This is a genomic window from Flexibacter flexilis DSM 6793 (genome assembly GCF_900112255.1).
Lineage (GTDB): Bacteria > Bacteroidota > Bacteroidia > Cytophagales > Flexibacteraceae > Flexibacter > Flexibacter flexilis.
In genome coordinates this window covers 154,748-167,308 of sequence record NZ_FOLE01000003.1, presented here as the reverse complement: position 1 = coordinate 167,308, position 12,561 = coordinate 154,748, and the positions used below count along the sequence as shown (strand labels likewise).

Annotated in this window: 12 protein-coding genes; 1 reads left to right on the top strand and 11 read right to left on the bottom strand. The window is 42.0% G+C overall.

Annotated features, from left to right (window positions below):
- Window positions 1-58: 58 nt before the first annotated feature.
- Window positions 59-439, bottom strand: coding sequence for a glycine cleavage system protein GcvH (gene gcvH / locus BM090_RS07105; RefSeq protein ID WP_091509917.1), 381 nt, complete (start codon window positions 437-439; stop codon window positions 59-61).
- A 233-nt stretch (window positions 440-672) separates the two neighbouring features.
- Between gcvH and BM090_RS07100 the strand changes: the two genes are divergently transcribed.
- A complete protein-coding gene (locus tag BM090_RS07100) occupies window positions 673-3,366 on the top strand; it encodes a response regulator (protein WP_091509914.1) in 2,694 nt (897 codons plus the stop codon).
- A gap of 42 nt (window positions 3,367-3,408) precedes the next feature.
- Here BM090_RS07100 and gldJ read toward each other — a convergent pair whose 3' ends face one another.
- From gldJ to BM090_RS07045, 10 genes are all read right to left on the bottom strand, one after another.
- The gene (gene gldJ, locus BM090_RS07095; protein WP_091509911.1) at window positions 3,409-4,713 is read right to left on the bottom strand and encodes a gliding motility lipoprotein GldJ; all 1,305 of its coding nucleotides are present in this window, start codon (window positions 4,711-4,713) and stop codon (window positions 3,409-3,411) included.
- A gap of 88 nt (window positions 4,714-4,801) precedes the next feature.
- The gene (gene atpC / locus BM090_RS07090) at window positions 4,802-5,044 is read right to left on the bottom strand and encodes an ATP synthase F1 subunit epsilon (RefSeq protein ID WP_091510313.1); all 243 of its coding nucleotides are present in this window, start codon (window positions 5,042-5,044) and stop codon (window positions 4,802-4,804) included.
- 102 nt (window positions 5,045-5,146) lie between these two features.
- Complete coding sequence (atpD, locus tag BM090_RS07085) at window positions 5,147-6,652, bottom strand: F0F1 ATP synthase subunit beta (protein ID WP_091510311.1); 1,506 nt, start codon at window positions 6,650-6,652, stop codon at window positions 5,147-5,149.
- 295 nt (window positions 6,653-6,947) lie between these two features.
- Window positions 6,948-7,745, bottom strand: coding sequence for a hypothetical protein (locus tag BM090_RS07075; RefSeq protein ID WP_091509905.1), 798 nt, complete (start codon window positions 7,743-7,745; stop codon window positions 6,948-6,950).
- A gap of 72 nt (window positions 7,746-7,817) precedes the next feature.
- Entirely contained in the window at window positions 7,818-8,696 is an 879-nt protein-coding gene (gene dapA, locus BM090_RS07070) for a 4-hydroxy-tetrahydrodipicolinate synthase (RefSeq protein ID WP_091509902.1), read from the bottom strand.
- The gene (locus tag BM090_RS07065; protein WP_091509900.1) at window positions 8,686-9,225 is read right to left on the bottom strand and encodes a DUF6913 domain-containing protein; all 540 of its coding nucleotides are present in this window, start codon (window positions 9,223-9,225) and stop codon (window positions 8,686-8,688) included. The genes dapA and BM090_RS07065 overlap by 11 nt, the downstream gene beginning before the upstream one ends.
- A gap of 235 nt (window positions 9,226-9,460) precedes the next feature.
- On the bottom strand, window positions 9,461-10,246 hold the full coding sequence (locus tag BM090_RS07060) for a type 1 glutamine amidotransferase domain-containing protein (protein WP_221405350.1): 786 nt from the start codon (window positions 10,244-10,246) through the stop codon (window positions 9,461-9,463).
- Window positions 10,247-10,344: 98 nt separating this feature from the next.
- The gene (locus BM090_RS07055) at window positions 10,345-10,908 is read right to left on the bottom strand and encodes a Crp/Fnr family transcriptional regulator (RefSeq protein WP_091509896.1); all 564 of its coding nucleotides are present in this window, start codon (window positions 10,906-10,908) and stop codon (window positions 10,345-10,347) included.
- A 13-nt stretch (window positions 10,909-10,921) separates the two neighbouring features.
- Window positions 10,922-11,449 (bottom strand): D-glycero-alpha-D-manno-heptose-1,7-bisphosphate 7-phosphatase, encoded by a 528-nt coding sequence (locus BM090_RS07050; protein WP_091509893.1) that lies wholly within the window; start codon window positions 11,447-11,449, stop codon window positions 10,922-10,924.
- 337 nt (window positions 11,450-11,786) lie between these two features.
- On the bottom strand, window positions 11,787-12,560 hold the full coding sequence (locus tag BM090_RS07045) for a TrmH family RNA methyltransferase (protein ID WP_091509889.1): 774 nt from the start codon (window positions 12,558-12,560) through the stop codon (window positions 11,787-11,789).
- Window position 12,561: the final 1 nt, after the last annotated feature.

Sequence of the window (12,561 nt, the reverse complement as noted above, 5' to 3'; positions counted from 1 at the left end):
AACGTAAAATATATTTTCCAAGCCCCCGAAAAAGAGCTTGGAAAATATAACTCAGCACTTACGCGCCAATGGTTTTAGCGTATTCTTCCGCCGACATCAACGTATCGAGTTGCGAAGCGTCCGAAAGATTGATTTTTACCATCCAGCCTTTGCCGTAAGGGTCAGAGTTCACCAATTCGGGCGTAGCTGTAAGCTCTGGATTCACTTCCAAAATTGTTCCTGACACAGGCAAAAACAAATCAGAAACTGTTTTTACGGCTTCAACTGTTCCGAAAATGTGATTTTGAGCCACTTCTTGGCCTTCTGTGGTAATGTCCACGTACACAATATCACCCAATTCTTTTTGAGCGAAATCGGTAACACCAACGTAAGCAACATCACCTTCTACGCGAATCCACTCATGGTCGGCGGTGTACTGTAATTCTTGTGGAATTGTCATTTTGGTAGCTGTTTTGGGAAGGAAATTTTTTGACGTTATTGTTAATGAGGGCGAAATTATCAAATTATTTTGGTTCTCTAAAAATATTGCTGTTTACAAGTGCGTAAATCGCAATCGTTCGCTTTATTTTTTTGATTGTCAGATATTTAAAGATTCCTTACATCTCTTTTAATTCTTCTAACAAATTCTATTACTTTACTCCAAACACTCACAGACATTAGCGACCTTAAACGATGGAAAAAAAGATATTATTAGTAGAAGACGACATCCTTGTATTAAAATTTTTAACCAAAGTACTTGAGCAACACGGCTACTCCATTGTGGCCACAGCCAGCGACGCGGTGCAAGTATTCTCTTACCTTACTAGCAACGAGGTAGATTTGATACTCATGGATATTCAAATCAGCGGGGATTTGGACGGCGTGGAAACAGCCAAAAAAATTCAGGAAATAAAAGATATACCCATCATCTACCTTACTTCCAGTTCGGACGCAGAGACCATCGAAAGAGCCAGTCAAAGCGGGGCGTATGGCTATTTGCCCAAGCCAATAGACCGACATTCGCTGTTTTCTACCATTGATCTGGCGATTTACAAACACTCGATGGAGCAGCTACTCAAACAAAAAAATGCCCAGTTAGATATGATTTTGAGTAGTACGCAAGACATCGTTTGGTCTGCGGATTTGGAAAACAATACGATGCCCTACATAAATGCCGTAGCCGCCAAAATTTATGGGCAATCCACTGAGCCCTTAGAAAAAGATTTAAATTATTGGAAAAATATTGTCCATCCAGACGATCACGACAAGATTAGAATTATTTTTTATAAATCTGAAAATACACAAATAGACTATCGAATTATTAGACCCAATGGCGAGACACGTTGGTTATCAGACCATATTTCATTTAGACATAACTCTTTGGGTAAATTAGTCGGCGTAGATGGTATTGCACGCGATATTACGGAACAGAAGAAAATTCAGGATGAACTTTTACTTCACAACAAAGCACTAGATACTACCTTAGATGCTGTTTGTATCGGTAATATGACAGGCAAAATTACTTATGGAAATGCGGCACTATCTAAGTTGTTTGGATTCCGAGAAAATGACACACAAGTACTTGAGCAGCACCGCTTTATGTTTATTGATAATACAGTAGAAGATAATATTAGCGAACATATTAATTGCAACGAAAACTGGGCAACTCAAACCCAGATTTTTAACAGGCAAGGAGATTCTATCCCTATCTTACTGAAAGTCAGCATTATTTATAATCAAAAAAATGAAAAAGTTGGTTTTATGCGCACCTATAACGATTTGCGCGAACAAATGAAAATCCAACAATTTATCAGAGATAAAGAAATAGCCGAACACACCGCCGCACTCAAACAACAGTTTTTAGCCAATATGAGCCACGAAATCCGAACGCCCATGAATGGCATTATTGGTCTTACTGATTTTTTGCTAAAAGGAAATTTAGAATGTGAGCAACGCGAGCAGCTTACCATTATCAAACAATCAGCGGATTACTTGCTTACATTGCTCAATGACATTTTGGATTTGTCCAAGCTGGAAGCAGGCAAAACAATTCTTTACCCAGAAATCGCAGCCACAGACCGCATTTTCGCACAACTAAAAGGAATGTTTGGGCATTTGGCTGACCGCAAAGGCCTGAAACTTCAGTTCAAATTGGGGGAAAATCTTCCCTCCCATGTAATGGCTGATGCCAAACGTGTCATGCAAATTTTTGCGAATTTACTTTCTAATGCCATCAAATTCACCGAAAAAGGCAGCGTATCCATTTCGTTAGAAAACTATTTTAGCAAGGATGATCGCCTTTGGCTCAAAGCTGAAGTCCGAGATACGGGTATTGGCATTAAAGCAGATAATATTGAATCTCTTTTTCAAAATTTCACACAATTGGATGACTCCCTTTCGCGCAAACACGAAGGAACAGGACTTGGACTAGCCATTGTACGCGAATTAGTGGAGTTGATGGAAGGCCAGATTACAGTAGAAAGCGAGCTTGGAAAAGGAAGCTGTTTTAAATTTTTCTTTAAAGTAGAATTGGTTCCCCAAGCGGCCATCATTTCACATAATAGTGAAGCACAAAACAATAAAATGCCACAATTAGCCGAAGGAATCAGAGTATTATTAGTGGAAGATAACTCTGTTAATCAAAAAGTAGCCTCGCTTTGGTTAGAAGCAGAAGGCTGTATCGTGCGCATTGCCAACAATGGACAAGAAGCCTTAGATATTTTTGAAGAAAATCTGTTCGACATCATTTTGATGGACATACAAATGCCCATCATGGACGGGATTACGGCAACACAAATTCTAAAAAAACGGTATCAAAACCTGCCTCCAATTATTGCAGTAAGTGCCAATGCCTTAGATGGCGATAAGGAACGTTATATAGCACAAGGCTTGGATGATTATTTGGCCAAACCAGTACAGTCTCATAACTTCTTGGGACTTATAGACAAATGGTTCAAAAACGAAAACTTCAAGCCTGAAAATACGACTAACAAGCCCGTAATAGATGAGGCCAAGAGTTGGAAAACTGCTCCTATTTTCAATCCAAATGCTTTAGCATTTGCGCTCAAAAGCCCTCAAAAAATCATGACATTAGAAATGCTATATGAATCGTTAGAAACAGATCTTACCACACTGATTAGTAATTCTTTACTGGCAGAGCAAACACACGATTCTGAGCAATGGCAACGTGAAATTCACACGATCAAAGGTCTGTGTGGGACAATGGGAGCTAGTCGTTTGCATGAGTTATGCAAACTCATCGACAAGCACCTAAAAGCTAAAGAAACCCCTTCTGCTAGTTTACTGCAACAGCACTTGGAAGAACAGTATCAGTTTTTAATGTTAGAGTTTAGAAAGTTTATAGAAAACGAAAAAGCCCAACCATAAGGTTGGGCTTTTTGTATATAAGTATTTTGTAAAATCAAAATCTTAGTAGTTACGTCCAGCTTGGATCATCGCGCAACGGAAACCGATTGTTGAGCTTGACGAATCTTGTGCCCAGAAGCGACGGTTACCAGGAGAACACCAGTAAGGAGTATCAGCCCAAGAACCACCTTTGTAAACACGCGGGTGAACATTTTCAGCACCAAGAGACATACTTCTTGGGTCTGCGTTAGTAGCACCTTTAGACATTGTGAACTGGCCAATAAGCGAGTTTTTAGGGTCATAAGGTTTTACTTCATCGCGGTATTCGTTACGACGCATTGGGTTCAAATCTTCAAAGTCTTGGAAAGACAATGGGCGATAAACGTCAAGTACCCATTCATTTACGTTACCAGCCATGTTATACAAACCGAAATCATTCGGAGGGTATTCATAAACTTGTGCCGTAATCATCGCGCCGTCATTTAGTTTGCCAGCGATACCAGCATAGTCACCACGTCCGCGTTTGAAGTTAGCAAGCATTGTACCCATTGCTTTTCCATAAGGGTTACGAACTGCGTGTCCGTCCCAAGGATAAAGACGTTTGTGAGTTTGATTTTCGTCGTTATACTGCGTACCGATAAGGGCTTGCGCTGCATATTCCCACTCAGCTTCAGAAGGAAGACGATAATCAGGAACAACTACACCAGATTCCAAAGGAATACGTTCGCCACCTGCTGGGGCTGCGCCACCTGCTGCTGCTGGAGCACCACCACCACCTGTTGAGAAACCTGCGTCTTCAGCCAATTTTTGGTTTACAACGCTTGTACGCCAACGGCAATAATCATTCGCCTGATTCCAAGAAACACCTACTACTGGGTAGTAACGGAAACCTGGGTAACGCAAATAGTGATCACGGTAAGGATCGTTAAACGAAAGCTCTTTTACCCAAACAGTAGTGTCAGGGCGAGCACGTTCCCAAATACCTGGGTCTTGTGCAGAGTCCGTTTTCAGATAGTGCATATATTCCAACCAGTGGATATTGGCGATTTCTGTTTCGTCCATGAAGAACGATTGAATAGTAACAGTTCTTTCGACGTTGTCGCGTGCGTACATTACGTCCTCTTCAGAAGAACCTAACACAGTGCGACCACCCTCAATATAAATCATACCGGGAGCTGGCGGTTGGCCTTTGTACTCGTTCACCACGAAGCCTTCATCGCCTTCGCTTTGGCCGTATTCTAAGCCAGTGGCGGTACTTTTAGAACCCGGATTCACACTTGTGGGCTTTTGTTTAGAACAAGCAGAGAACAACATCATACCTGCTAACAAGTACGACGCGCCTTGCAAAATGTGAATTCTTTTCTTCATAAACCTGTTGTATTAAATTAAATTCCTAAAAATTTCCGATAAATGTACGACAAATAAATATTTAGTACAACTATTATGTAATAAATATTTATAACGCAGCTTCGGCTAACACCGTTACTTTATTCTTCAAAACCTCCACTACACCACCTTCTACGGTAAATGTCTTGTCTGATTGGCCACCTTTGATAGTAATTTTACCTTTTCCTAAAGCACTAATCATAGGAGCATGGTTTTCTAATACCTCAAAAAGGCCGTCTCCACCCGGAAATTGAGCAGAAATAACCTCGCCTTCAAATACCTTACGGTCTGGGGTAACTATTTCTAAAAACATAATATTATAAGTTTTCAATGTGAGAATATAGCCGATAATAAATCATCTAAATTTATTATCGGCTATTTACACAATATATATGTGTGATGCTGGAGAGGCTAATTATTTAGCTTCAGCCATCAATCTTTCACCTTTTGCGATGGCTTCTTCGATGCCACCAACCAAGTTGAAGGCAGCTTCTGGCAAGTGGTCATATTTGCCATCCATAATCATATTAAAGCCTTTGATAGTATCTTTAATATCAACCAACGCGCCTTTCAAACCTGTAAATTGCTCGGCCACGTGGAATGGTTGAGACAAGAAACGTTGAACACGACGTGCGCGGTGTACAGTCAATTTATCATCTTCAGACAATTCGTCCATACCCAAGATGGCGATAATGTCTTGTAATTCTTTGTAACGTTGCAAAAGTTCTTTCACACGTTGCGCACAGTTGTAGTGTTCCGCACCCAAAACGCCAGGGTTAAGGATACGTGAAGTAGAATCCAATGGATCTACCGCAGGGTAAATACCCAACTCAGCGATTTTACGAGAAAGTACTGTGGTTGCGTCCAAGTGAGCGAATGTTGTCGCTGGAGCAGGGTCAGTCAAGTCATCGGCAGGAACGTAAACGGCCTGTACTGAAGTGATAGAACCACGTTTTGTAGAAGCGATACGCTCTTGCATCGCACCCATTTCCGTAGCAAGTGTTGGTTGGTAACCTACCGCTGAAGGCATACGACCCAAAAGGGCTGATACTTCAGAACCTGCTTGTGTGAAACGGAAAATATTATCAATAAAGAAAAGAATGTCGCGACCTTGACCTTGTCCGTCACCATCGCGGAAGTATTCGGCTACTGTAAGACCAGACAAAGCTACACGAGCACGTGCTCCTGGAGGTTCGTTCATCTGACCGAAGATAAATGTAGCTTGCGACTGTTGCAAAGCATTCATATCTACTTTGCTCAAATCCCAACCACCTTCTTCCATTGAGTGTTTGAATTCCTCTCCGTATCTAACGATACCAGCTTCAATCATCTCGCGCAAAAGGTCATTACCTTCGCGAGTACGCTCGCCTACACCCGCAAACACAGACAAACCTTCATAAGCCTTTGCAATATTGTTGATAAGCTCTTGGATAAGAACGGTTTTGCCTACACCAGCACCACCGAACAAACCAATTTTACCACCTTTTACATAAGGCTCAAGCAAGTCGATTACTTTGATACCTGTAAAAAGTACCTCTTCAGAAGAAGAAAGGTCTTCAAAACGAGGTGCTGAACGGTGAATTGGTAAACTCTTATCTCCTTTTGGTTGGGCGATACCGTCAATAGCTTCGCCAACTACGTTGAACAAACGGCCTTTGATATCTTCGCCGATTGGCATCTGAATAGGTGCTCCCAAATCCACTACTTCCATGCCGCGCATTAAGCCTTCAGAGCTGTCCATTGCGATAGTACGAACACGGTCTTCGCCTAAGTGTTGCTGACATTCAAGTACGATTTTTTGACCATTCTCTTTAGTAATCACGAGAGCGTCAAGGATTTTAGGAAGTTTTGAACCCTCGCCAGCGAAACTTACGTCCACCACCGGGCCAATCACCTGTGTAATTTTGCCAATGTTTGCCATAATTATATTGTTATTGAATACTTTTTTTTCGTTATAAATTTGGTGCGCAAAGCTATGACATAATTTGTTTATAACAAAAACGGCATATTTAAAATTTAAGGCCTTTTTTTTAATTTTTTTCAAAAAGAATTAAAATCGAAAACCTTTGCACTAATGATCCTTTGATTTTGCCCGAATTTTGGCAGAAAAGAACACGGCAATACACCTTTTCGCTACAAAATAATATGGCAACCGCTTTGCATACTATTTGCCAACGATTGCCATATTGTAAATTATATTTACTTATGTCTTGCACTTAATAATAAAACTCTTCTGTTTCATTACGCTCCAAAAACGGCAGTACCCACGCTATTCTGACACCAAACATACCATCTTTACGGCGAGTCGTGTTGCGTAGGCCCGTGTCAAAATCCAAGCGGCGCGATTGCGTAACACCCTGCGTGTATTCCAAACCGATGTAAGCATTCAAACCCTTGCGAGCCGTCAAGTTCAGGTAGCCAAACGAAAACGTAAAAGCATAACCATTACTCAGTCGGTCATAGCCTTTCAGGTATTCGCCCGTTAGCTGCCCAATATTTCCACCTGCATACTTTTTATAAAAAATTTTATGCTGAAAATATCCACCACCAACTTGCGCCACGTAACCCGAATTTTTATTGGCTTTACTCGAATAGGTCTTATGAAATACCTTGCCAATTTTCACAAAAGGTGCTTTTACACCACGTTCTTGCGTAATAATCGATACAGGAGAACCATTGTCGCTAATCACAAAACCATCAACGGTACGTAATCTGTACAAGGCATCTTCTTTCACCTTACGCCCAAACATATACGAACCGTCCAGCCCCATAAGCCAGCCTGAAGCCGTTTTGTAAAAAACACCCAACCCCGCTTCTCCGTGCTGACCAAATCGCATTTTCAGATCGCCAGTAGGCAAATACGCGCCCAGCGAAACCATCGAAATAAGTCCAGATTGATAATTGACACCAGTAGATTTGCGCTCTTTGGTTTTTTCTTCCAGACGAATCGTAGTTTGTGCTGGTGCTTGCCCAGCAGTTACGAACAGTACAATGATTAAGTAAAAATAACGCATAAGCCCATTTTAGATTGATAAAAACTTCATAACGACAGCCTCAGCGTTTTGTTATAAAAGTAAAATCACACTTTATAATAATGGTGTTGCACCAGCTTTAATACGTGCCTTTAACGACTCTGTGGCAGGCAAAAGCGGCATACGAACCATTTCAGAACCAACACCTTGCAAAGCTGCGGCTGCTTTCACGCCTACTGGATTACTTTCTTCGTACATAAGCGGATTCACGTCCAAATAATCCAACAACATTTGGCCTGCTTTCGTATAGTCGCCAGCCAAACCAGCATTGACCATTTGGCAGAAATGACGCGGATAAGCATTGGCCAACACCGAAATTACACCACAGCCCCCAAACGTCATCATCGGAACGGCCAACATATCGTCGCCCGAAGTAAGGAAGAAGTCAGCGGGTTTGTTGCGGGCAATATTCATGCACTGTTCCAAATTGCCTGAAGCCTCCTTAATACCTATAATATTGGGATGTTGCGCCAAACGCAAGGTAGTGGCTGCCGTCATGTTGGACATGGTGCGGCCAGGCACATTGTACAAAATTACGGGCACGGGACTTGCCTCCGCAATGGCAATATAATGTTGGTAAATGCCTTCTTGCGAAGGTTTGTTGTAATAAGGACTTACCGAAAGTATTGCGCTAACACCTTCAAAATCAGTATCGGCAATGGTTTCTAAAACCTCGTGCGTATTGTTACCACCAATACCGAATACAATGGGTCTTTTGTATGTATTATTTTCTTTCGCAAATTTCAAAACCTGCTTTTTCTCGGCGGTTGTCAGGGTAGCCGTCTCGCCAGTTGTCCCCAACACAACCCAATAGTCCACGTGTTTGCCTGTAAAATCAAGCACTTGAGCCAGTTGCTCGTAGCTCACCGAGCCATCAGGATTAAAAGGCGTAATAAGGGCTACGCCTGTGCCCTGAAATAAGTTATTTGCCATTGTTCGTAAGTGCTTTGGTGTAACTTAACATTGTATTAATAATATTTTGTAAAGAGTCTTGCGCCGATGCTTTTACCATCAACTCAAAACAATTGGTTCTATTTTCGTCAAAAACGCCCACCCGACACAGGGCCTTGCTTTGCAACAAAACATAATCCAGTTCGGGGCGCGGCTGTTGCTGAATGCAAAACAAAAAATCGAAAGGCTGTGCAATAAATTGTTCTACTTCTTTGGCCTTTACTTCGCCCGTAAGAGCAATGTCTTTTTGCGTAAAAAAATCGAACTTAAATTGATAAGGATTTTGGTGCTGCGCCTCAAAATAACAAAGCGTTTGGATTTGCTTACCTTCGGCGGCAAGCTCCGCCACAAAACTATTAAGTGCCTGATGTGCTGCATTTTGTGGCAGGTTAAACAAAATTCCGATGCGTTTGGCCTGCCGAAAATCAGCAGTGCGTCTGGCTATCGCTTTTGCGCGTTTGGCCAGCGATTTGTTGCGGAAATTCAAAAAAAAGTCTTTGATAAATTGCACTATTCTATCTTATTTTTTGGTATAGAAAGGCTGCTTTTTTCGGAGAAAGAAACACGTGCAGCCACTGCGGCAAAGATATAAAACCTACCCAACAATTCCCCAATATTTATCCACTTATCCACAATTAGAAATTTTGTGCATAATTTTAAAAAATGTTTTTTTATTCAATAGAAAAGGCCTTCAACAAATCCCTAAGAACTTATTGAAGGCCACACAATCATGCGCAAACAAAATATTATTTACTCAATTCTTTGAGCAGTGCCTCGCCTACACCTTTAGCCGATGCGGGATTTTGGCCAGTAATAACGCGTTGATCGGCCACTACGTGCGGTTGCCAAAGTCCTGACTTCTCGAATTTCGCACCGCGTTCGATGAGTTTGGACTCCAACAAAAACGGCACAACGTCGGCAAGCCCAACAGCCGTTTCTTCTTCGTTGGTAAAAGCGTTTATCTTTTTACCTTCTACCAAATATTTTCCATTGCTCAATTTAATGCCCACCAAAGCGGCAGGGCCATGACACACAGCACTTACAACCCCTTGATTTTCATAAATTTGTGCGGCAATCTTGGCAAGTTCTTCATTTTGTGGAAAATCCCAAACAGCCCCATGCCCACCAGCAAAAAAGATGGCCGCATATTCCGACGGTTTCACTTGCGCAGGTGTAAGCGTATTTTCTACTTTGGCATGATATTTCGCATTTTCCCAGAATTTTTGGTTGGTGGCATCTTTCAAATCAAAACCATCTACGGGAGCTTTGCCGCCTTTCGGACTTACAAAATCAATTTCGTAACCCGCCTCATGCAGCACTTCCCAAGGGTGTGACACTTCGCCCAAATAATAGCCTGTTGGCTGGCCTGTACTGCCTTTTTTGTCGTGGCTGGTGACCACAAACAAGATTTTTTTTGATGACTTTGTCATTTTTTTAGCTTTTGAAGTTTGCGCCATGCCCAACACCGAAGCCGAAACCAAGAAGGCTACGACTAAAAGGCTGTTCATTAGCATAGATACATTATTTTTCATCGTCTGACAGATTGATTTAAAACAATGCAAAATTGCGGCAAACTTCGGCAAACACACAGGACATAACGCACTTTTTTGAAGTGATGTAGCGCACACTTTTAGCCCGACAAGCGGCTCAGCGTCTCGCGCGAAACACCCAAATACGAGGCTATATATTTTTTGGGAACTCGCTGAATAATAGATGGATACAAAGACAAAAACTGCTGATAACGCTCATGGGCTTGGTCGGTCAGAAGCGACAAAATTCGTTTCTGCAAAGCCACATAACCCGCGTTTGATTTCTTCCGAAAAAAATGTTCGAATTTTTGCAATTGTGCACAAAGTCGGTCTTTGTCTTCCTGCGAAATGCACAACACTTGGCAGTCTTCCAAGCAGTCCACGTTGAGCGTGGCGGGTTGTGCCGAAAAATGAGCCTGATAATCCGTAATCCACCAATCTTCCATGGCAAATTGCAAGATTTGTTCTTTGCCGTTTTCTTCGAGCAGATACGCCCGCAACAAGCCTTTTTCCACCCAAAAATCGTAGGGAGCAAGCTCGCCAGCCTGCACCAAAAACTGATGCTTTTTTAGTTTTTTCTTTACAAAAAATGAACTCACCAACGCAAATTCTTGGTCGGTGAGCGGCACAATCTTTTCGATATGCTGGCGAAACAACTCACTCATAAACAACAAATTATTACTTTTTTTCTTGACTCAAAATAAAGTCGGTAGCCTCGTACAAATCGGCGGCGATGCACTGGGCATACGTCGAGTTTTGTTCTTTGTGCGAAGGAACTAAAATCCCTTTTACGCCTACTTTGTGGCCTGCCAACAAATCGCGTTCGGCATCGCCCACGATCCACGATTGGGCGGGGTCTATGTCAAAACGGGCGATGGCTCGCTCAAACATCAACGAATCAGGCTTGCGCATCAGCGACTTAGAGGTCGTGTCGTGGTATGGCGAATAATACAAAGCATCAAGCGCATTGCCCGAAACATCTTGTAAAACCTGATGAAATTGCCATACTTCCTGTGCCGTATATAAGCCTTTGGCGATACCCCCTTGATTGGTAACCACCACCAATATATAACCCGCGTCTTTGAGGCGACGCAGAGCCTCTGGTGCACGCGGCACTACCACAAAATCCTCATTACGATATACATAGTCTCCAATCTCGACATTTAGAATACCATCACGGTCTAAGAAAACAGCCTTATTTGCCATAAAAAACAAGTAATAAAAGAAAGTGTTTTGAATTATTTACGAGAGAAAAATAATAACCTACCTGATATTTATAAGGAGAAAAATTTTGATAAGCGAAGTTATTTTAAGTAACTTTGCAAAAATTATCAATTATTTTATATTCTATGTGCTTATGAAAACAATATTAGCAGCTTTCGTATTACTATTTGCTATGGCTTCTTGTGGGACAATGCGTACTTGCCCAACTTACTCAAAGAACACTACACCTGTAATAAAAGCAGACAAAGTAAGAAGCTAACATTATAAAAATCTTAAAAAGGTAAAAGCCTGCACAATTTATTAAATTCTGCGGGCTTTTTTACGCCCCTACCGTACGCCGAATGTTATCGCAAATAACCGCCGTTGCGATGGCCACATTAAGCGACTCTGCTCCGCCATATTGCGGAATGGAAATGGCTTGTTGCACTTGTGCGCCTACTTCTGGGCTAATGCCGTGCGATTCGTTGCCCATCACCAAAAAGCCACCCGCCGCGCTAAACGCCACGGTATGCACATCTTCGCCACCCAAAAAAGCACCCAAAACTTTCTGATTTTCAGAGCGATATTCTTTCAAATAAGCCGCCAAATCGCAATAATAGGTTTGCACGCGCGTAAAAGAACCCATCGTAGCCGCGATTACTTTGGGGTTGTAAATTTCAGCGGTTTGCTCCGAGCAAATCACTTTACGGATTCCGTACCAGTCGGCAATGCGCAAAATCGTCCCCAAATTGCCAGGGTCGCGCACTTGGTCTAAAGCCAAAACCCATTCGTGGGCATCGGGCAAAAGCAATGTATTGGGCTTTGCCTGCACGACGGCCAGTGCCGAGTCGTTGGTTTGGAGCGTACCCAAACGCGTAATAATATCTTCGTTACAAAAACGCCATTCAGCTTTGCATTTCCATAAGGCTTGTTCATTTTTTTCGGCAAAACTTTCCGTCAAAAACAAATCCATTATCTCAAAATCGGCGTTGAGCAATTCCAACACGTTTTTTGTACCTTCCACCAAAAAAGCCTGATGTTCTTGTCTGTATTTTTTTTGGTGAAGCGACTGTACGAATTTGATTTTTTTAGCCGAAATATTACTGTTGCTCATG

Bases quoted from the DNA above. Each gene is read 5' to 3' on its own strand.
- gcvH (WP_091509917.1), bottom strand. From the start codon at position 439: ATGACAATTCCACAAGAATTACAGTACACCGCCGACCATGAGTGGATT.
- BM090_RS07100 (WP_091509914.1), top strand. From the start codon at position 673: ATGGAAAAAAAGATATTATTAGTAGAAGACGACATCCTTGTATTAAAA.
- gldJ (WP_091509911.1), bottom strand. From the start codon at position 4,713: ATGAAGAAAAGAATTCACATTTTGCAAGGCGCGTCGTACTTGTTAGCA.
- atpC (WP_091510313.1), bottom strand. From the start codon at position 5,044: ATGTTTTTAGAAATAGTTACCCCAGACCGTAAGGTATTTGAAGGCGAG.
- atpD (WP_091510311.1), bottom strand. From the start codon at position 6,652: ATGGCAAACATTGGCAAAATTACACAGGTGATTGGCCCGGTGGTGGAC.
- BM090_RS07075 (WP_091509905.1), bottom strand. From the start codon at position 7,745: ATGCGTTATTTTTACTTAATCATTGTACTGTTCGTAACTGCTGGGCAA.
- dapA (WP_091509902.1), bottom strand. From the start codon at position 8,696: ATGGCAAATAACTTATTTCAGGGCACAGGCGTAGCCCTTATTACGCCT.
- BM090_RS07060 (WP_221405350.1), bottom strand. From the start codon at position 10,246: ATGAAAAATAATGTATCTATGCTAATGAACAGCCTTTTAGTCGTAGCC.
- BM090_RS07055 (WP_091509896.1), bottom strand. From the start codon at position 10,908: ATGAGTGAGTTGTTTCGCCAGCATATCGAAAAGATTGTGCCGCTCACC.
- BM090_RS07050 (WP_091509893.1), bottom strand. From the start codon at position 11,449: ATGGCAAATAAGGCTGTTTTCTTAGACCGTGATGGTATTCTAAATGTC.
- BM090_RS07045 (WP_091509889.1), bottom strand. From the start codon at position 12,560: ATGAGCAACAGTAATATTTCGGCTAAAAAAATCAAATTCGTACAGTCG.